At 54.4% G+C, this 19516-nt stretch carries 16 protein-coding genes; 11 read left to right on the top strand and 5 right to left on the bottom strand.

All coding sequences use genetic code 11. The features are described 5' to 3' along the window. Positions 1–46 precede the first annotated feature (46 nt). The 8 genes from xerD to ELY33_RS07845 all read left to right on the top strand — a co-directional run bounded on the left by xerD (position 47) and on the right by ELY33_RS07845 (position 9519). Complete coding sequence (gene xerD / locus ELY33_RS07880) at positions 47–928, top strand: site-specific tyrosine recombinase XerD (RefSeq protein WP_126946433.1); 882 nt, start codon at positions 47–49, stop codon at positions 926–928. After that, positions 903–1694, top strand: coding sequence for a DsbC family protein (locus ELY33_RS07875; RefSeq protein ID WP_126946430.1), 792 nt, complete (start codon positions 903–905; stop codon positions 1692–1694). Before xerD ends, ELY33_RS07875 begins: the two co-directional genes overlap by 26 nt. Before the next feature lie 86 nt (positions 1695–1780). Continuing rightward, complete coding sequence (locus tag ELY33_RS07870) at positions 1781–3097, top strand: homoserine dehydrogenase (RefSeq protein WP_126946493.1); 1317 nt, start codon at positions 1781–1783, stop codon at positions 3095–3097. Between the two features lie 3 nt (positions 3098–3100). Then, complete coding sequence (gene thrC / locus ELY33_RS07865) at positions 3101–4489, top strand: threonine synthase (protein ID WP_126946427.1); 1389 nt, start codon at positions 3101–3103, stop codon at positions 4487–4489. 6 nt (positions 4490–4495) lie between these two features. After that, positions 4496–6295, top strand: coding sequence for a single-stranded-DNA-specific exonuclease RecJ (locus ELY33_RS07860; RefSeq protein WP_126946424.1), 1800 nt, complete (start codon positions 4496–4498; stop codon positions 6293–6295). A gap of 29 nt (positions 6296–6324) precedes the next feature. Continuing rightward, on the top strand, positions 6325–6942 hold the full coding sequence (locus ELY33_RS07855) for a YitT family protein (protein WP_126946421.1): 618 nt from the start codon (positions 6325–6327) through the stop codon (positions 6940–6942). Between the two features lie 227 nt (positions 6943–7169). Further along, on the top strand, positions 7170–8639 hold the full coding sequence (locus ELY33_RS07850; RefSeq protein WP_126946418.1) for a cytochrome P450: 1470 nt from the start codon (positions 7170–7172) through the stop codon (positions 8637–8639). Between the two features lie 4 nt (positions 8640–8643). Then, positions 8644–9519: a lysophospholipid acyltransferase family protein gene (locus ELY33_RS07845; protein ID WP_126946415.1), complete on the top strand. Its 876-nt coding sequence runs from the start codon at positions 8644–8646 to the stop codon at positions 9517–9519. Between the two features lie 126 nt (positions 9520–9645). Here the strand turns inward: ELY33_RS07845 and ELY33_RS07840 are convergent, their stop codons facing one another. Both ELY33_RS07840 and ELY33_RS07835 read right to left on the bottom strand, forming a co-directional pair. Next, on the bottom strand, positions 9646–12192 hold the full coding sequence (locus ELY33_RS07840) for a heavy metal translocating P-type ATPase (RefSeq protein WP_126946412.1): 2547 nt from the start codon (positions 12190–12192) through the stop codon (positions 9646–9648). Continuing rightward, positions 12159–12602: a MerR family transcriptional regulator gene (locus ELY33_RS07835; RefSeq protein ID WP_126946490.1), complete on the bottom strand. Its 444-nt coding sequence runs from the start codon at positions 12600–12602 to the stop codon at positions 12159–12161. The genes ELY33_RS07840 and ELY33_RS07835 overlap by 34 nt, the downstream gene beginning before the upstream one ends. A 274-nt stretch (positions 12603–12876) precedes the next feature. Here ELY33_RS07835 and ELY33_RS07830 point away from each other — a divergent pair, with 274 nt between their 5' ends. The 3 genes from ELY33_RS07830 to lysS all read left to right on the top strand — a co-directional run bounded on the left by ELY33_RS07830 (position 12877) and on the right by lysS (position 17141). Next, entirely contained in the window at positions 12877–14229 is a 1353-nt protein-coding gene (locus ELY33_RS07830) for an OmpP1/FadL family transporter (protein ID WP_126946409.1), read from the top strand. Positions 14230–14493: 264 nt separating this feature from the next. Further along, positions 14494–15592, top strand: a protein-coding gene (gene prfB, locus ELY33_RS07825; RefSeq protein ID WP_126946406.1) for a peptide chain release factor 2 whose coding sequence is annotated in 2 segments (ribosomal slippage) — positions 14494–14568 and positions 14570–15592 — 1098 coding nt in all. Because the reading frame shifts where the segments join, the coding sequence is not laid out codon by codon here. Positions 15593–15626: 34 nt separating this feature from the next. Then, positions 15627–17141 (top strand): lysine--tRNA ligase, encoded by a 1515-nt coding sequence (lysS, locus tag ELY33_RS07820; RefSeq protein ID WP_126946403.1) that lies wholly within the window; start codon positions 15627–15629, stop codon positions 17139–17141. 23 nt (positions 17142–17164) lie between these two features. Here the strand turns inward: lysS and ELY33_RS07815 are convergent, their stop codons facing one another. From ELY33_RS07815 to ELY33_RS07805, 3 genes are all read right to left on the bottom strand, one after another. After that, positions 17165–18352, bottom strand: coding sequence for a glutathionylspermidine synthase family protein (locus ELY33_RS07815; protein WP_126946400.1), 1188 nt, complete (start codon positions 18350–18352; stop codon positions 17165–17167). 62 nt (positions 18353–18414) lie between these two features. Next, positions 18415–19020, bottom strand: a complete 606-nt coding sequence (locus ELY33_RS07810; protein WP_126946397.1) for a DUF1190 domain-containing protein — start codon at positions 19018–19020, stop codon at positions 18415–18417. A 12-nt stretch (positions 19021–19032) separates the two neighbouring features. Next, on the bottom strand, positions 19033–19455 hold the full coding sequence (locus ELY33_RS07805; protein WP_009724104.1) for a DUF350 domain-containing protein: 423 nt from the start codon (positions 19453–19455) through the stop codon (positions 19033–19035). Between the last annotated feature and the right edge of the window lie 61 nt (positions 19456–19516).

Raw genomic sequence — 19516 nt, 5'->3', positions numbered from 1 at the left:
CGGGGTTTTTGTTTGTCTGGTACCACCGTCAAGAGACCGTTAGCCTATGAGCGTAATAGATGCCTATCTGGATGCCTTGTGGTTGGAGCAAGGGGCAAGCGACCATACGTTAGCGGCCTATCGGCACGACTTAACGGCTTGGCAACAGCAACTCGAAAGCTCAGGGGAAACCTTGTTAACCCCTTCGTCTGAGCGTTTTAGTGAGTGGTTAGAATTGCGCCGAGAGCAGGGGTATCAACTGCGTAGCAATGCACGGTTATTATCGTCGCTGCGCAGCTTTTATCGTTGGGCGCGGCTCTATGGGCATATCGCCAGCGACCCGCTCGCCAATGTGGCGCTGCCGCGGGTACGCCCCAGTTTGCCGAATACCTTGGAAGAGGAGGAGGTCGAACGTCTGTTGCTAGCTCCTGACGTTAGCACCTCACTGGGGATTCGCGACCGCACGATGCTTGAGCTGCTCTATGCCTGTGGGCTGCGCGTTTCGGAATTGGTTGGTTTGACTGGCGACGCGGTTAATCTTCGCCAAGGGGTCGTTCGCGTAAGAGGGAAAGGCGACAAGGATCGGCTGGTGCCAATGGGCGAAGAAGCAGCCGAATGGATAGAGCGCTACTTAAAAACGGCTCGTCCCGCATTGATGCAAGACCCTACTCGGCCCGCGCTGTTTCCTGGTCGTGCAGATAAAGCCATGACTCGGCAAACGTTTTGGCACCGCATTAAAGCTCATGCTATCACTGCGGAAATTACTCGCCCTTTGTCGCCTCATACATTGCGACACGCGTTTGCCACCCATTTATTGAATCATGGTGCTAATTTGCGGGTCGTACAGCTGTTGTTAGGTCATAGCGATCTATCCACAACGCAAATTTATACGCATGTTGCCCAAGCGCGCTTGGAGCAGTTGCATGCCGAACACCATCCGCGAGGTTGAAGATACAATGCATCAACGTATGTTTTTAGTTGCTAAATCCTGTGTTCCTTGGTTAGCGTTGGCGGGTTGCTTGCTACCTGCTGTTGCTAGTGCCGATGCCGTGTCCGAACGTCTGGCAGAAACGTTACAAGTTAACGGCCAGCCAATGCCGGTAGAGCAGGTCAACACAACGCCGATGGATGGGGTATACCACGTCATTCTGGAAAGTGGAGAGTCCTTTTACTCCAACGCTGATGGCAGCCATTTTTTGGTAGGGGACCTCTATCAAAACGCGGATAATGGACTAGTTAACTTAACCGAGCAGGCGCGTAATCAAGAAAGGGCAGCAGCACTTGCTTCCATGCCAACAGGCGATCGGGTAGTTTTCCAAGGCGTCGAGGTGCCTAAAGCCACGGTAATCGTATTTACCGACCCAACCTGCCCTTACTGTGAACGTTTGCATGAAACGGTGCCTGAGCTTAACGAGCGGGGCATCGCGGTGCACTATATGGCATTTCCCCGCGCGGGTATGGGAAGTGGCGCTGCAACGACGCTAGAGCAAGTGTGGTGTTCGGACAACCGTAGCGAGGCTATGACGCAAGCTAAGCAGGGCCAAACCCTTGCGGCTTCAGCAAACTGCGACAACCCTGTTGCCGATCAATATGAATTAGGTAAAGTTGTTGGCGTACAAGGCACACCCGCCATTGTGTTACCCGACGGGCAAATGGTCCCGGGGTTTGTACCCCCCGACCGGCTTGTTAGCATGTTAGGCTTAGAAGACGAATAACGTCACGAGAAGTGACGAACGATAGCGCTGAGACACTGATTAAAGAGGCAGCACCTGTGGTTGCCCATCACGAAAGGGGAAGTATTTTGAAACCGGTAAGAGTAGGCATTTGTGGGTTAGGTACGGTCGGTGGCGGTACATTTAACGTATTAACGCGTAACGCTGATGACATCAGCCGTCGTGCAGGCCGCCCGATTGTGATTGAGCAGGTTGCCCACCGCAGTGTTCATCCTGACTGCGATATTACCGGCATTAATGCGACTTCTGACGTGTTTGAGGTAGCTAATAACCCCAATGTGGACGTGCTGGTAGAGTTGATTGGTGGCTACGATATCGCCCGTGAATTGGTACTGACGGCAATTGAGAATGGCAAACACGTCGTGACCGCCAATAAGGCGCTGATTGCTGTTCACGGTAATGAAATTTTCCGCGCTGCTCATGAAAAAGGCGTCATTGTTGCCTTTGAAGCGGCGGTTGCTGGTGGTATTCCGGTCATTAAATCACTGCGCGAAGGTCTTGGCGCTAACCGCATCGAGTGGGTTGCTGGGATTATTAATGGCACTGGCAACTACATTCTGACGCATATGCGCGACGAAGGCCGTGCTTTTGAAGACGTATTGGCCGAAGCTCAGGCGCTAGGTTATGCCGAAGCAGACCCCACGTTTGATGTAGAGGGCATTGATGCCGCTCATAAACTCACGATCCTAGCGTCGATTGCTTACGGCGTGCCGCTGCAGTTTGAGAAAGCCTATACCGAAGGGATTTCTCGCATTACCGCTGAAGATGTCGAGCAAGCAGATAACCTAGGCTATGTCATTAAGCATCTGGGTCTTTCAAAACGTACTGATCATGGGCTAGAGCTGCGAGTTCACCCGACATTGATTCCTAAAGAGCGTCTGCTAGCCAATGTGCACGGCGTTAAAAATGCGATTGCTGTTATGGGTGATGCGGTTGGTCCAACGCTTTACTACGGTGCGGGTGCTGGCGCTGAGCCGACTGCATCTGCCGTCGTGGCCGACTTATTAGATGTTGCCCGTGATATTTCCACCGACCACCGTTATCGCGTTCCTTACTTAGCGTTTAGCGGTATCGACGATGATTCGAGCCAGCTGCCGATTATGCCGATGGAAGACATCATCACGGCGTACTACCTTCGCTTGCTGGCGGTAGATCGTCCTGGCGTGCTGGCACGTGTTGCCACTATTCTCGCTGAGCAGGGCATTTCTATTGAAGCACTGATTCAGAAAGAGGCCACTGAAGGTGAGCTAGTGCCGATCATTTTGCTGACCCACCGTACGAAAGAAAAGCAGATGAACGACGCCATCCGCGAGATCGAATCTATGGCGGATATTGCTGGCCCCGTTACGCGCATTCGGGTTGAAAGCTTGAGCGAAGGAGAGTAATTCATGCGCTACATTAGTACGCGCGGGCAAGCGCCTGCGCTTTCCTTCGAAGAAGTGGTGTTAACCGGGATGGCCAGCGACGGCGGACTTTATGTGCCGGAAACACTGCCCGAATTCTCTAAGGAAGAGCTTGCCAGCATGGCCGGTCTTTCCTACGCCGAGATTGCTTTTCGGGTCATGAAGCCGTTCGTAAATGGCGAAATTGACGACGATACTTTCCGCCGATTGGTCACAGAAGCCTACGCCACTTTCAACCATGACGCCGTTGTGCCGCTAAAGCAGCTGGATGCTAATCACTTCCTGCTAGAGCAGTTCCACGGACCAACGTTAGCGTTTAAAGATGTCGCGCTGCAGCTGCTAGGGCGGCTGCTGGATCACTTCCTGAAAAAGAGTGGCGAGCGTGCTGTGATTATGGGGGCGACGTCTGGAGATACCGGGTCAGCCGCCATTGAAGGCTGTCGCCACTGCGATAATCTTGATATTTTTATCCTTCACCCGCACAACCGCGTTTCAGAGGTGCAGCGCCGCCAGATGACCTCGGTGTTGGCCAACAATGTTTTCAATGTTGCTATCGAAGGCAATTTTGATGATGCCCAGGCAATGGTTAAGGCGAGCTTTGCTAATCAAGATTTCTTGAAGGGCACGCGTCTGGTGGCAGTGAATTCGATCAACTGGGCGCGCATCATGGCGCAGATTGTTTACTACATCGCTGCGGGCGTTGCATTGGGCGCGCCTCATCGGGAAGTAAGTTTCTGCGTACCGTCGGCTAACTTCGGTAACGTCTTCGCAGGTTACATGGCGTTCAAAATGGGTCTTCCGGTGAAGCAATTCATTATTGCCACCAACGCCAACGACATTCTGCACCGTACGCTGGCCGCCAATGACTTTTCCAAGCAAGAGTTAGCAGCGACCCTTGCGCCCTCAATGGACATCGTTGTCTCTTCCAACTTTGAGCGTTTGCTGTTTGACGCTTATGACCGCGATGGGGCTGCTGTGGCAGCGCTGCTAGAACGCTTCCAGCAAGAGCCAACGGCGCTTGCTGATGCACCGCTGGCCAAGTTGCGTGAAAAATTCACCAGCCATAGCGTTGACGATGCGACCATTCTGGAAGTCATTCGTGAAGCCCACCACCGGACTGGTGAGATTCTTGACCCTCATACGGCTACCGGCTATCGCGCTGCCGAGCGGGCACGTGTGGATACCACAACGCCAGTGATTACGTTGGCTACCGCTCACCCGGCGAAATTTGCTGAAGCCGTGGTCAAGGCTGGCTTCCAGGGCGTGCCGTTGCCCACCCATATGGATGATCTGCTTGAGCGCGAAGAGCGTTACACGGTGCTGCCAGCTGAGCTAAGTGTCGTGCAGCAGTTTGTCGCTGACAATCGGCGCTGAGGCGTCATGGTCGACGAAGCAACGCTCATTCAGCAGAACGCTAACCAGCCACGCTTAGAGCCTCGTCCGTTGGACGAGGCTGTCTATGTGCGCGCCCAAGCGGAAGGCTTAAGCGAGCTACAGGCACGGCTATTGGCCTCTCGATTGCAGGGTTATACGGGTGACCTCGCACCGCTAGTGGCGCCGAGCTTGCGCTACTTGACGCACCCAGAAAAGCTAGCCGATGGCCGTCGTGCCGCGGAACGTATTGCCCAAGCAGTGGCAGAACGGGAGTCCATTGGTATCCTCACTGACTACGATGTGGACGGTATTACCTCCCACGTAGTAATTCGGCGCACGTTGGTGGAGTTATTTGGCGTACCCGAACACAAGTTACACAGTTTGATTGGCCACCGTATCCACGATGGCTATGGCATCAGTTTGCCGCTGGTAGAGCGCACGCTGGGTTTAAAACCATTGCCCTCGCTGGTGATTACGGCCGACTGCGGTAGCTCCGACGAGCCCCGTATCGCACGATTAAAAGCCGCTGGTATTGATGTGGTGGTCAGCGACCACCACGCGCTGCCGTTGGAAGGCCCACCATCTTCCGCCTACGCCTGCGTTAACCCCACGCGCAGTGATTGTGACTACCCCGATAAAACCATTGCAGGGTGCATGGTGGCGTGGCTTTTGATGTCGCTTGCCCGTGGCGTTTTGATTGAATGGGGGGCGTTGCCTGATGCGACGCCTAAACTGTCGCCGTGGCTCTCTTACGTCGCGTTGGGCACCGTAGCGGACTGTGTTTCTCTGGGTGGTAGTCCGGCTAACCGCGCGGTAGTAAGCCACGGATTAATGCTGATCAACCGCATGGATGCTGCCTGTTGGCGCGCTATGGCGACGCGGCTCGGGGCAGATAGTGTGCCATTTAATGCCGAAACGTTGGCGTTTCAAATGGGGCCAAGAATTAACGCCCGCTCGCGGTTAGATGACCCCTATGCGGCGCTGCACTTTATGTTGGCTGAAAGCGATAGTGTCGCCAACCGTCAGCTAGAGGTGCTCGACCAGGACAATCAATCCCGTAAGGCGATTGAGGCGGACATGGCAGAAGAGGCGCGTACGCTTGCCGTCTCGGCGCTGGAAGCCAATGAGCCTGCGGTGGTGGTGTTGCTCGAAGATGGTCACCCTGGCGTGCAAGGTATTGTCGCCTCACGGTTAGTACAGGCCTATGGTCGTCCAGCACTGGTGCTGACCCGTGCGGCGGCGCCTTCTATGTTGACCGGTTCTGGCCGCTCGATCGATGGTTTGCACCTGAGGGATGCTCTGCAACGCACCTTTGAGCTAGCCCCCGAGGCGCTACCGCGCTTTGGTGGCCACAGTGGGGCAGCCGGTGTTGGCGTACCAAGAGAGCAACTGGCGGCCTTTAAAGCCGCATTCTTACAGGCGGTTGGTGAGCAGCTAGGCGATACGCCGCTTTACCCGAGGCTGTGGACGGATGGTGAGCTTTCTACGTCGCAACTGTCTCTGGTAACGCTTAACGAGGTTGAAGCCCTTGGCCCTTACGGGCGGGAGTTTGACCCACCGCTGTTTGAGGGACGCTTTATTGTCGAAGCACTACGTCCGGTAGGTGCTGAAGGTTCGCACCTGATGATGGAGCTTTCCATGGGCGCGGTGACCACCAAGGCCATTTGGTTCCGAGCGCTAACACCAGGAGAGCTTCCCTCGTTTAGCGTAGGTGATACGTTGCACTGCGCCTATAAGCTCAATCGTAACCGTTGGCGAGGACGCGAGTCGCTACAGTTGATGGTCGAACACGCTAGCCCCTTATAAGCTTCCGTCTATTTATCTAGGACGACATCATGCAGGTAGATCATCTAACTCAAGATCCTCATAAGCCCTATGAGGACATTATGGCGATGCTGTTGGGCACGTTTTTTGTTGCTTTGGGCGTGGCCTTTTATACCCACGCAGTGCTAATTACTGGCAGCACTGCCGGGTTGGCACTGCTTTTAAACTACATCACCGGCTGGGGATTTGGTGTATGGTTTTTCGCGATCAACCTGCCTTTTTACTATCTAGCGGTGAAGCGGATGGGTTGGAGTTTTACGCTGCGTACCTTTGCCGCTATTGGCCTTGTGTCGCTATTTTCCGAACTAACCCAAGGGTGGGTTCAGTTTGCTGGCGTGCCATCACTGTATGCCGCATTAATGGGCGGCGCGCTGATGGGGATCGGTATGCTAATGCTGTTTCGTCATCGTACCAGCCTCGGTGGCATCAATATTCTGGCGCTTTACCTGCAACAAAAGCATGGCCTGCGTGCGGGCTACGTGCAGTTAGGCATCGATGCACTCATTTTGTTAGTGGCACTTACTCAACTACCGCTAGACCGCGTCGGTTACTCGGTGCTGGGTGCACTTACGCTGAATTTAATCATTGCCCTGAACCACAAGCCAGGACGATATAGTGGGGTTAGCTAAACAGCGCTAATCAGGGCAGATAATCAAGGGTTTCAGCGCAACGCTGGATAAGGTAGCGTTACGGCGCCAAATGTCTGCGCGCGAAGTACCTTCACGTCATTTGTTACGGTCACTCAAAACGCCCCGCGTATGTTGTCTGGCCGATGCCCATGTCGAACATACACGGCTGGTATGAAAGGCCTAAAAAGCGCCTTCCAGGAATGCGTATATCAAGCAGGGCGCGAATAATGGATCACGATATTGTTTTAAGTAAATCAGAAGTAATCGCAAATAAAGCAGATGATAATCAGCGGCTGGCCGATGCATTGAAACGAGCGCAATGCCTGGAGCCGCCGGTTAGAGTAAAGCCTGTTGCAGAAAACGAAGGCATCATGTTCCGCATGCATCGAGCACAGCATGATTTGCTTTCTGTATGGCGGGAGAAGGACTACTCGATACGTACCTCGCGTATGAAGCTGTTGAATCAGGATTATGTGCTATGCAATAGCCCTGATACGGTGCGCCGCGTTTTTCTTGAGCAGCACGACAACTATGACCGTAAAAGCCCGCAAATGCGCCGTGCGCTGGAACCTCTACTTGATGACGGGCTGTTTGTCAGCGATGGCGATTTGTGGCGTCAGCGTCGACGCCAGTGTGCACCATCGCTAACTAACGCGCTCTTACCTGGTTTTTGTACCACCATGACCGCCTCGGCAGAGGAAACGGTCAGACAATGGACCCACCATCCGTCGGATGCGCCGATTGATATGTTGACTGAGATGGCTCATTTGACGGCGCGTATTATTGGCCGAACGATTTTTGGGGATGACACAACGGATGAAGAGGCAGAGCAGGTAGTGGCTGGTTTTACCGAGTACCAGCGCCATTCTGAACATTTGGATATGGCCAATATGCTGGGACTGCCTTTTTTAAGTTTGTTAGGTAATCCTTTACGAAGAGCGCGTACGCGCTACTCAGCAAAACAAGTGCATGAAATTATTGACCGCATTATTGACCGCCATACGTCTAGGTCAGGGCAAGGGCAGCATAGCCTGATTGAAAGCTTTATGGCGTCTATGAAAGACGGCGGAAATAATGGCTGCCCGATGGGGCGTAAAGCAGTGCGTAATGAAGCGATTGTCATGTTTATGGCAGGGCATGAAACCACCGCTAACGCATTGGCATGGTGCTGGTACTTACTCGATTATGATCGACAGGCCATGGCGCTACTGCAGCAAGAGCTTGATGACGTGCTCGGAGGCAGGACGCCGCGCTATGAAGATGTCGCCAAACTGCCCTATACAATGGCGGTATTCGAGGAAGCCATGCGGCTATATCCGCCGGTGCCTATGCTAAGTCGCCAAGCGCGAGGTGCTGACCAGATTCGTAACCGTGAAGTGCGCCCTGGTACCGTTTTGCTAGTGTCCCCATGGCTGATGCATCGGCATCGCAAGCTATGGGAAGCGCCAAATCATTTTGTTCCCGAGCGCTTTCTGCCTAAGGTGCCTCGTCCAGATAAATTCACCTATCTCCCCTTTAGCGTGGGGCCCCGTGTTTGTCTGGGCAAGCGCTTCGGACTTTACGAGGGGGTGCTTTGCCTAGCCACATTAGCGCAACATTTCACGCCAACGTTGCTGCCTGATCATCAGGTGGCGATTGAGTGCCGACTTACGTTGCGCCCCCAAGGGGGGCTGCCGATGAAGTTGCAACCACGGTAACCCCATGACAAGACCTGTGATTGATCGTGATGCGGTACTAGCAGTTGTAATGCAAGGGTTGCCGGTGTCGGCTGTCTCAGCTCTGGGGGCACGATTAGGAAGACGTTATGCCAAGCAAGCCTGGAATAGGCAAGCACGTTGGGTCGAACGTCTGGTGGGCAATCTTGAGTTTTTGAATGATCGAACGCTGGAAACCAGTGAGCGCCGAGAATTGCTGATGGCTTATGGGGAGCAGATGGGGCGTGTATACGCCGAGATCCCCGTTCTGCCGAGGTTGGTGCGCAGCCCTAAATTTCATATCGTCAATGAAGAAGCGATCCAGTCACTGTCGGGGCCTTGCCTCATTGTCACCCCGCATCTGGCTAACTGGGAAACCGGTTTAGCGTTTTTGGGGCGAGCATTGGATTCGCTATATGTCCTTTACGAGCCAAGAGAAACCGAAGCACGCATGGCGCTCGCCATGCGCGCACGGCAGGCGATAATGCCACATGCCCACTTTGTCTCTACGGCACAGCCCCAGCCCATGCGACAATTGATGAATGCCCTGTCGCAGGGAGCCAGCGTATCAATCATGCCTGATGAGCCGAGCCCGAATGGGCATATCCCGGCGTTTGGGAAAGAGCCATTGGCGCGGGGAAACCGTTGGATGGCCGCTAGACTGGCCGCCAGTCAAGGTGCGCAAATTTTACCGTTATGCGTGACGCGGCACCAGGGCGCTGAAATGACACTAACAGTACATCCCCCGTTGCCAAGGGAGCCTCGTTTGACCAGTCGGGAACAGGCCATCAGCTATTCCGAGCAAATGGATGCATTGTTCGAAACCTGGGTACGCCAAGCGCCAACCGATTGGTATTGGCTGAAAGATGTAAGGCTGTATTAACGCTAAGAGGGGGCGTTATTCGTGTTAACGATACCCCTGTGGCACTATTTTCCTATCAAGCGCTAAGCCAAAACCACCCTACAATAGCGGCGATAAGGCCAAGGCCTGCGAGATTAACCAGGATGCTCATGAGACCTCCTGTTGAGTAGGCTTCCAAAGCCGTAAACGGTTGGCGTTACTAACTACGGTGATTGACGACAGCGACATGGCTGCGCCGGCAATGATGGGTGACAGCAGCATACCAGTGAAGGGGTAAAGCACGCCTGCGGCAATCGGAATGCACAGCACGTTATAGCCAAAAGCACCGACTAGGTTTTGTTTGATGTTGGTAAGCGTCGCCCGGCTTAATTCAATGGCGGTGGCCACACCGTGTAGCGAACCACGCATCAAGGTAATCCCGGCACTCTCCATGGCGATGTCGGTACCCTGGCCAATGGCAAAACCAACGTTGGCACGAGCCAGTGCCGGGGCGTCGTTAATGCCGTCACCGACCATTCCGACTATCTCACCTGCCTGTTGACGACGCTCAATTTCCGCGTGTTTATCATCGGGCGTCATGCCTGCCTTAAACTCGCTGATGCCGACTTCCCGTGCCACGGCGGCAGCGGTGTGTTCATTATCGCCAGTAAGCATGACAACAGTTAGCCCATCCTCTTGGAGGCGTTTCACTGCGGTAGCGGCGTCGGCGCGCAGCGGGTCACTGATGCCGAATAGCGCCACTAGCTCGCCATTGGCGGCTAGATATACCAACGAACGCGCTTTCGCTTCTAGCTGGCGCACGTTCTCCACTGCGGAGGCTAGATCCACGCCGGCCTCTTCCAATAAGCGGGCATTGCCCAGTAGCAGGGAAACGCCTGTATGAGTGCTGCCTTTCACGCCACCGCCGGTGACGCTATCAAACGTATCCAGTGTTTCAGTGGGGGCATTATGCTCTTCAGCATAAGCCGTTAGTGCATTGGCTAACGGATGTTCCGAACGGCTTTCCAGGGCAGCTACCCAGGCCAACACTTGCGAAGCATCACTATGTAGCACAGTGGCATCGGTCACACGGGGTTTGCCTTCGGTCAGCGTACCGGTTTTGTCCACCACTAAAGTGGTGATTCGGCTGGCGGTCTGCAGCGCTTCACCGCTTCTTACCAGCACGCCGTGCTCAGCGGCTTTGCCGACCCCAATCATGGTGGAAATCGGTGTTGCTAGCCCTAACGCGCAGGGACAGGCGATAATTAGCACCGTGGTCGCGGTCACCAGCATATGAATCACCACGGGGACAGGGCCGACGTTAAACCAGATCAGCGCGGTGAGTACGGCGATGATCATGACGCTGGGCACAAAAATGCCCGATATCGTGTCGGCGAGTTCGCCAATTGGTGGACGAGAATTTTGCGCGCTGGCGACTTGTTCGGTGATGCGTCCCAGACGGGTATCGCTGCCTACATGAGTGGCACGGTAGACTAGGCTGCCCTTACCGTTAACTGTACCCGCGCTGACAACGTCATCACTATTTTTATGAACGGGCAACGGCTCACCGGTCAGCATGGATTCATCGATATAGCTTTGACCATCGATCACGATGCCATCGACGGGTAGTCGTTCTCCAGGGCGCACGCGGATGTGGTCGTCTATCGCTACGTCGTCAACAGGTATTTCCTGCTCTTGGCCATTACGAATCACACGCGCTGTTTTCTCCTGCAGGTCTAGCAGGCGTTTTAACGCACTGCTGGTGCGGCCTCGGGCACGTAGCTCCATGGCGTTGCCGAGCAGGATTAGCCCGACCACCATGGCCGATGCTTCAAAGTAAATGCCCTGGGCGACCTCTGGCAGCCAGGGGGCAAAGAGTACCACCATCATTGAGTAGAGCCAGGCGGTACCCGTGCCCATGGCCACGAGCGTATCCATATTGGCCTGGTGGTGCTTGAACTGTTTCCACGCGTTGGTAAAAAAATGCCGCCCTGGAAATGCCAAAATAGCGAGGGTAAGTAGGCCAATAACAAGCCAATAAAGGCGCCCCATTCCCATTGGATGCGGGTGGTAAACGAACATGCTCAGCATAAGCGGAATAGCCAGCGCTAATGACAACATGCTGCCGCGCAATCGCTGGCGATAGGTCACTGCTTCTTGGGCTTCACGAGTACGTTCGGCCTCGCGCATATCCACAATGGGTTCAGCGCGGTAGCCCGCTGCTGCCACGGCGTCAATCAGCGTCTCGCGCTCAGCACTGCCCGTTACTTGAGCCGTGTGTGTGCCAAAATTGACCGAGGCGGCGGTAACGCCAGAGGTATTAATAAGCGCCTTCTCGACACTTTTTACGCAGCCTGCACAGGTCATGCCGCTAATCAAAAGCCTCTGCTGAGGAGCATCGGTAGGCGTCCCGTTTTCAGTCGCCTTATTGATGTTAGCTTTGTCAGCCATTTGCGCAGTTTCACTATCCGCCTGCGGTTGCGCTTCACTGCGGGTATCACTCGGCGGATAACCTGCCTCGCTTAGTGTGTCGTCGAGCGCTTTACCGTCTAGCGCACTGGTGACTTCCAGGCGTTTGTCAGCGGGAAAACCTTCTATGTTGGCGTTAGGGTCTGCGGCTTGAATCGCCTCGCGCATGCGCTTTACACAGCCCTGGCAGTTCATGCCCGGCACGGTGCGAATCAGCGGTTGTGGCTGCAGGGTGCTTGGTTGCATGGTGCCTCCTCGGGAAAGTTCTCAATTAAACGGCATAGGCTATGGCCGTCTGGTATGCCATCGGGCATGTGTTGCCAGCTCTCTAAAGCCTGTTCCATCCGCTGAGCAAGCGCTTCAAGCTCGGCGATGCGCGCGCGAATTTGTGGTAGCCGATGGGTAAGTAAGTCGCGCACCAATGGGCATGGGGAGTCGCCTTGATCAGCGTGAGCTAGAATGTCGCGAATCTCTGAGACACTAAATCCGAGCTTGCGTGCGCGTTGAATAAAGTGCAGCCGCTCTAGGTCAGTCGTTGAAAATAGCTGGTAGCCGTTATCAGGGTGGCGTGTCGGTGCCAGCAACCCTTCGCGGGCGTAATGACGAACTGTTTCCGCGGTAACACTACCGCGTTTGGCAAGCTCGCCGACCTTCATCGCTCCAGGCTGCATAGCATCCTCTACGTGGAAGTTTTAATATTTTCTAGTGTAAAACCTATGGGTAACACTCAGGTCAAGCGGTATTGAGGCCTTTAATCAAAATGACTAAAACACTGATTTAAAACAACCGTTCGACTAATGTATAAGTCAAAACCGAAATAAAACGCTCGTTTGCCCTTGATCCCAAGCGGTCATTGGGCGAAAACTGGGGTGTTAAAACAAAGAGGGTGGATGGCAATATCCATCGGATCATTGGGAACAGAGGCCCACTATGCATAATAAATTTAAAAAACTTACCCTGGCCGCCGCAGTAGCATCAGTCGCTTTTGCTGGTCAGGCGCAAGCAGGCGGATATCAAATCAATGAGCAGAGCGTCAGCGGACAGGGGTACGGTCACGCAGGCCGTAGCTCAAATGTTAACGATGCAACGATTGTTTACGGAAACCCAGCAGGTATGTCGTTTCTTGACCGTGCACAGATTACTGCAGGTGGCACGTTCCTAAGTGTCGATACTGATATCAGTAATGTGACTGCAAGCCGTACGCTGGATGCGGGTATTGCTCAGGGTGGCGCGCCTATTGGTACGCAGGTTCCTGTGGGTGCGATTCCTGGCACTAACGATGGTGATATGGTGCCAGGTACGCTGGTTCCTTTTGCATTCTATGCCCACCCAGTGAATGAGCGGCTGGCGTTTGGTTTCGGTGTGTATGCGCCATTCGGTTCAAAAACTGAGTATGAAGAGAATTTCCAAGGACGCTACTTCGGTGACTTCACTGAGCTGCGCGTGGTGAGCGCGCAGCCAACCGTGTCATATCGCTTTAACGACCAGTGGTCGGCGGGTATTGGTGTCACGTACAACCAAGTGGAAGGCGAGCTACGTCGGCAACTGCCCACTAGCGCTGCCTTCAATGCAGCTGGGGACGTGGATTCACGGGTAGAAGGCGACGATGACGGCTGGGGCTATAACCTAGGGGTGATTTATCAACCAGTGCCAGAAACAACGCTTGGCCTGACCTATCGCTCTGCGGTGGAATATGAATTGGAAGGTACCTTTCAAGCGACAGACCCGCTGGGCAATGTGGTACGTGCCGATACCGCTAACCTGGATTTGACTACGCCCGAAACGTTGAATTTCTCGCTGACCCAGCAGATGACCGATCGTTTGAAGCTAATGTTTGGCGCATCATGGGTTCGTTGGAGCCAGTTTGAGGAAATTTCGATCCTGGGTAGCCAGGGCAACGAGATTACTAACGAGCAGCAAAACTACTCGAATGCTTGGGCGTTCTCCACTGGTGGTGAATATCAGTTAACGCCAACCGTAGCGCTACGCGCAGGTGTGGCGTTAGACTTCACCCCCACTAATGACCAAGACCGCAGCGTGCGCATCCCGTCCGATGAGCGCCGTATCTTCTCAATCGGTGCTGGCTGGACCCCCACGGCTGACCTGACGCTGGATTTCGCCTACTCCTACCTTACCGAGCGCAGCACCTTTGTTGAGCAAGATCGCCAAGACTTGCTCGCCAGTGCCCAAACCGGTGGGATGGCCGTTGGCGGTGCCACTTACTCAGCAGACTATAAAAACGAAGCCCATGGTTTCGGTGCTCAGCTTACCTACCGTTTCTGATGCATAGGGCGTTAACACTTACTGATCGATTTTTGTTAGTTACTGACCCGGCCTCGGCCGGGTTTTTTGCTTTTAGCTGGGATTTTTGCCGAGTGACTATCCGTGCGGGGTGGGTGCGGTAAGCGTTGGTTTTCGTTACAATGCATCTCAGAATTTCGCCGCTGTGGCGGCTAGCGCCGGCATTTTTTAAGCCTAGGCGTATAGCCGCCCCAGCGGCGTCTGTCTCTTTTGAACCGTGCGATACTGACCAAGGCTAGGCGATCCATGTTGGAAACAAATCCGATACATAACCAGATCAAGGACCTGTCTGAGCGGACAGACGTTCTTAGGGGGTATCTTTGACTATGCCGAACGCAAAGATCGGCTAGAAGAAGTAACCCGCGAGCTTGAAGACCCTAATGTCTGGAACGATCCAGACTATGCCCAAAAGCTGGGTAAAGAGCGCGCCTCGCTTGAAGCGATTGTGGCCACCATTGATGAGCTTGATCAGGGCTTGATTGACAGCCGTGACCTGCTTGAGCTTGCGGAAATGGAAGATGACGAAGGCACCGTCGATGAGGTGCGCAAAGAGCTCGATGGTCTGCAAGCGGCACTGGAAAGGCTTGAATTTCGCCGCATGTTTTCCGGTGAAATGGATGAGAATAACGCCTATATGGATATTCAGTCGGGGTCGGGCGGTACTGAAGCCCAAGACTGGGCGAATATCCTGCTACGTATGTACTTACGCTGGGCAGAAAACCACGGTTTCAAAGCAGAGATTATCGAAATTTCCGCAGGTGAGGTAGCGGGCATCAAGTCGGTGTCGCTGCATATTCAAGGTGACTACGCCTTCGGCTGGTTGCGCACCGAAACCGGTGTTCACCGCTTAGTGCGCAAAAGCCCGTTTGATTCCGGTGGCCGTCGTCACACGTCGTTTGCATCGGTATTTCTGTCGCCGGAAATTGACGACAGTTTTGAGGTTGACATTAACCCTTCTGACTTGCGGGTAGACACCTACCGCTCCAGCGGTGCAGGTGGTCAGCACGTTAACACCACCGACTCAGCGGTGCGGATTACCCACGAGCCTAGCGGCATTGTGGTGGCGTGTCAGAGCCAGCGCAGCCAACACGCCAACCGCGACTTCGCCATGAAGCAGTTGAAAGCGAAGCTGTGGGAACACGAAATGCAAAAGCGCAATGCGGCCAAGCAGGAAGCGGAAGACTCAAAAGCCGATATCGGCTGGGGTAGCCAAATTCGCTCGTATGTGCTGGACGATCAACGCATCAAAGACCTGCGTACTGGCGTTCAGTCTAGCAACTGCGACAAAGTGCTTGACGGCGATTTAGATCAGTTCATCGTCGCTAGCCTAAAGCAGGGTTTGTAATTTTTTTAGCGTTTGAACATGAACAGGGTGCCCGATGGCTAACCAAGACGCGTCTTCTCTCGATAACGAAAACCACCTCATCGCTGAGCGCCGTGCCAAGCTCGCGGCTCGCCGTGAACGCGCTGCTGAGCAAGGTAAGAGCGCTTTCCCGAACGATTTTCGCCGTGACAGTCTCACGGTTGAATTACACAACCTGCTGGGCGAAAAGGATAAAGCGGAGCTTGAAGCGCTTGATCATCACGCATCGGTGGCTGGGCGGGTCATGCGTAAGCGTGGTCCTTTTATCGTGATTCAAGATGTGGCCGGCCAGATTCAGCTGTACGTGGATAAAAAGGGCCTGCCTGCTGACGTGCTTGAAGACATCAAAGGGTGGGATATCGGTGATATCGTCGCCGCGCGTGGTCCGGTGCATAAGTCGGGTAAGGGCGACCTGTACGTGATGATGGTAGAAGCGCAGCTATTAACGAAGAGTCTGCGTCCGCTGCCGGATAAGTTCCATGGCCTGACTGATCAGGAAGCGCGCTACCGCCAGCGCTACGTTGACCTGATCATGAACCCACAGTCGCGGAAGGTGTTTGAGACCCGCGCGGCGGTAATTAGCTCCATGCGCCGTTTCTTTGAAGCTCGTGGTTTCATGGAAGTTGAAACGCCGATGCTACAGCCGATTCCTGGCGGTGCAGCGGCACGACCGTTTATTACCCACCATAATGCGCTGGATATTGATATGTATCTGCGTATTGCACCAGAGCTTTACCTCAAACGCCTGGTGGTGGGTGGTTTCGAGAAAGTATTTGAAATTAATCGTAATTTCCGTAACGAAGGGTTGTCTACGCGACACAACCCTGAGTTCACCATGGTCGAGTTCTATTGGGCCTACGCGGATTATCGCGACCTGCTCGATATGACCGAAGCGATGCTGCGTACCGCCGCGCAAGAAGTGCTGGGCACCACCAGTATCACTTATCAAGGAGCCAGCTACGACTTCGGCCAACCTTTCCATCGCCTGACGTTACGCCAGGCGATTCTTGATCATGGCGACGGCATCACCGATGCGGATCTGGATACGCTGGAAGCTGCGCAGGCTGTAGCAGAAAAGCTGGGTATCAAGGTGAAACCGAGCTGGGGGCTGGGCAAAGTTCAGACCGAGATCTTCGAGGAAGTGGCCGAGCACAAACTGGATCAGCCGACATTCATCACTGAATACCCAGCAGAAGTAAGCCCGCTGGCGCGTCGTAACGATGCTAACCCCTTCGTTACTGACCGCTTTGAGTTCTTTGTCGGTGGCCGAGAAATCGCCAACGGTTTCTCGGAGCTTAACGACGCTGAAGATCAGGCTGAACGCTTCCGCGAGCAGGCCGCCGAGAAAGATGCCGGTGATCTGGAAGCGATGTATTTTGACGCTGACTACGTGCGCGCACTGGAGTATGGCTTACCGCCAACGGCCGGCGAGGGGATTGGTATTGACCGGTTGGTGATGCTGTTTACCGATAGCCCCTCTATTCGCGACGTGTTGCTGTTCCCAGCGATGCGCCCCGAAGCTAGCGAGTAACGCTTCTCGCCTGCTGAAACACCTTAGACAATGGCGTGCGGCACAAAGCAGCTAGAATCTTTGGTAATTCGACCGATGTCTTCGCGAATGCCAATGCCGCACGCTCTGTCACCGACTACCCAACTGCCGATCAGGGCATGCCGTTCGCCAAAGCGCGGCAGAGGGTGGTAAGCCTGTAGAATACGCGGGTTGTCGGTATAGGGGCCATCAACGGCTTCGTACTGGCCGGCCGTGGTGATTAGCTCAATGTTGCTACCTTCCCGAGAGAAAAATGGTTTGCGTACCCAGCCGGGCGACAGCGTCGTACCGTCACTGGTGTCAAAATACGCGGGTAGCAGGTTGGGGTGGCCTTCATTCCACTGCCAGAGCAACGGCAGGATGCCCTTATTGCTGAGGATGGCTTTCCATGGTGGCTCGAACCAGTGGGTTTGCATCATGGGTATCAGCTCACCGAAAATATCGTCGTTCATTTCTTCCCATGGGTAGAGTTTGAACAGTGCGCGAATCGGCCGATTTTCCAGGTCGACAAAACAGCCATGGTCGGTGTTGGGTTGATAGCCGATGTCTTCGATATGGATAAAGGGGGCGTCAAGCCCTGCCTGTATGGCACAGTCCTGCAGGTAGGCAACGGTGGCGCGGTCTTCTTCATGCGCTTTAATAGATGCGAAATGCAGTGCCGGTGGGGCTGAGGCGTCGCGTTCAAGGCGCTGCCCAATGTGGGCGAGGGCAGCAATCATGCGTTCTTGAATCGAATTGAATTGATCGGCGTGGGCAGGGAGCAGACGCTGTTCGATCACCTGCTCAAGCCACAGCCACTGAAAAAAGCCAGCCTCGTAAATGCTAGTGGGCGTATCGTAGTTAAGTTCCAGCAGTTTGGCAGGCCCGTTACCGCTGTAGGCAAAATCCATGCGCCCATAGAGGTGGGGTTGCCCATTGCGCCAGGAAGCACGAATAACGCCCCACATCTGTTCAGGGATGTTTAACTGATGAAGCAGGGCATCCGACTGGCAGACCCGGTCAACGGCATCCATACACATCTCGTGTAGCGCTTCGGTAGGGTCTTCAATGTCCTTCTCGATCTGTGCCAATGTGAACTGGTAATAGGCATCTTCGGTCCAGTAGGGCTCCCCTTCAATGGTATGAAAGTGAAACCCTAGCTGGTGCGCCAGTTCGCGCCATTGAGGGCGTTCAGTGATGGCAACGCGCAACATATAGCGGCTCCTTGCTGGCGCAGGTGAGTGCGTCGGACGTTGTTGAGCAAACTAAGGTTGATTCAGGAGCCAAATCCACCCCGTGCGCTGGAGCGCGAACCGAACCCTGAACGTTGAGTCGCCCGCTGGTTGGACTGCATAACCGATGAGCGGAAGGCTTGATTACGTTGGTCTACCCGTGACGAGGCAGACGACGAAGCCGCGTTCCAGTCACCGCGATTCTGACGGGTACGGTAGACAGGTTCTTGGTAAAGACTTTGTACCCGCGCGCCACTGCGGTTGGCCATCATGTTGCCGACTATATAGCCCATTAGTGCAGGGCCAAACCAACTGCCGCCTTGTCCTTGCTGAGCCGATTGAGGCGGTGGCTCACAAGCACCTTCGCCATGCACCTGTTCACAGGCTTCCAATGAGTCAAAGCGTGGCACCGATTCAACGGCTGCGGTAAACGCCGCTTCACATGCAGTTCGGGTATAAAGTTCGTCCGCTACGCACTCATCTACGTTCTGATAAGCCTTGGGTTCGGAAAAGTTGATATCCGACAGGGTGTCTTGCGGCGCGGATGATTGCCCGCAGCCGGCTAACGCGGCTGTGCCGGCAGCGCCCATTATGGCCAGGGTCAGCCGAGAGCTGCGCTTGCGGCGCGGTGGCTGGTTAGATGATTGCATGGATATCTCCCGTTACCAGATCATGGACGCTGCGTTGAGCAGGCCAACCGCGATAGCGATGGTTGCCGCGAAAATGCCGTAGGCTACGTGGCCATCGGTAATATGTCCGGAAAGGCTCTGCCCTTTGCTTTTTAGCACCAGCTTGATGGCAAAGAAGGTAACAATCTGCACGATGAAGGCGATGATGCCCCAGGCAATAAAATCAATGAAACTCACGCTGTTCGCCATGGCGCTATAGAGCGGTATGGTAAAGCCTAACGTGGCGCCGCCAAAGGCGGTCGCGGCGGCGGCATTGCCTTCCTGGATTAATTTCCATTCATGATGCGGGGTGATCTTGCTGTAGGCGACCATAAACGCTACCAGCAGTATGGCGGCGGTGATCAGGTAGGCGAAAAATGCTGGCAGGCCTGCCAAGTACATACCGATATTGCCCATTATCGTTTCCTTTTAGTCGTCAATTGTAAGGCGTGAATTGTAAGTCGTAAGTGGTGGATCG

This window comes from Vreelandella andesensis (genome assembly GCF_003989795.1).
In the GTDB taxonomy this organism is placed as follows: Bacteria; Pseudomonadota; Gammaproteobacteria; order Pseudomonadales; family Halomonadaceae; genus Vreelandella; species Vreelandella andesensis.
The sequence above is the reverse complement of the archived record's forward strand: the minus strand, read 5'-3'. Positions and strand labels throughout refer to the sequence as shown.

Coding starts and splice junctions, on each gene's coding strand:
- ELY33_RS07840 (WP_126946412.1), bottom strand. CDS start 12,192: ATGCAACCAAGCACCCTGCAGCCACAACCGCTGATTCGCACCGTGCCG.
- ELY33_RS07850 (WP_126946418.1), top strand. CDS start 7,170: ATGGATCACGATATTGTTTTAAGTAAATCAGAAGTAATCGCAAATAAA.
- xerD (WP_126946433.1), top strand. CDS start 47: ATGAGCGTAATAGATGCCTATCTGGATGCCTTGTGGTTGGAGCAAGGG.
- ELY33_RS07860 (WP_126946424.1), top strand. CDS start 4,496: ATGGTCGACGAAGCAACGCTCATTCAGCAGAACGCTAACCAGCCACGC.
- ELY33_RS07875 (WP_126946430.1), top strand. CDS start 903: ATGCCGAACACCATCCGCGAGGTTGAAGATACAATGCATCAACGTATG.
- ELY33_RS07835 (WP_126946490.1), bottom strand. CDS start 12,602: ATGAAGGTCGGCGAGCTTGCCAAACGCGGTAGTGTTACCGCGGAAACA.
- ELY33_RS07830 (WP_126946409.1), top strand. CDS start 12,877: ATGCATAATAAATTTAAAAAACTTACCCTGGCCGCCGCAGTAGCATCA.
- lysS (WP_126946403.1), top strand. CDS start 15,627: ATGGCTAACCAAGACGCGTCTTCTCTCGATAACGAAAACCACCTCATC.
- ELY33_RS07810 (WP_126946397.1), bottom strand. CDS start 19,020: ATGCAATCATCTAACCAGCCACCGCGCCGCAAGCGCAGCTCTCGGCTG.
- thrC (WP_126946427.1), top strand. CDS start 3,101: ATGCGCTACATTAGTACGCGCGGGCAAGCGCCTGCGCTTTCCTTCGAA.
- ELY33_RS07855 (WP_126946421.1), top strand. CDS start 6,325: ATGCAGGTAGATCATCTAACTCAAGATCCTCATAAGCCCTATGAGGAC.
- ELY33_RS07845 (WP_126946415.1), top strand. CDS start 8,644: ATGACAAGACCTGTGATTGATCGTGATGCGGTACTAGCAGTTGTAATG.
- ELY33_RS07805 (WP_009724104.1), bottom strand. CDS start 19,455: ATGGGCAATATCGGTATGTACTTGGCAGGCCTGCCAGCATTTTTCGCC.
- ELY33_RS07815 (WP_126946400.1), bottom strand. CDS start 18,352: ATGTTGCGCGTTGCCATCACTGAACGCCCTCAATGGCGCGAACTGGCG.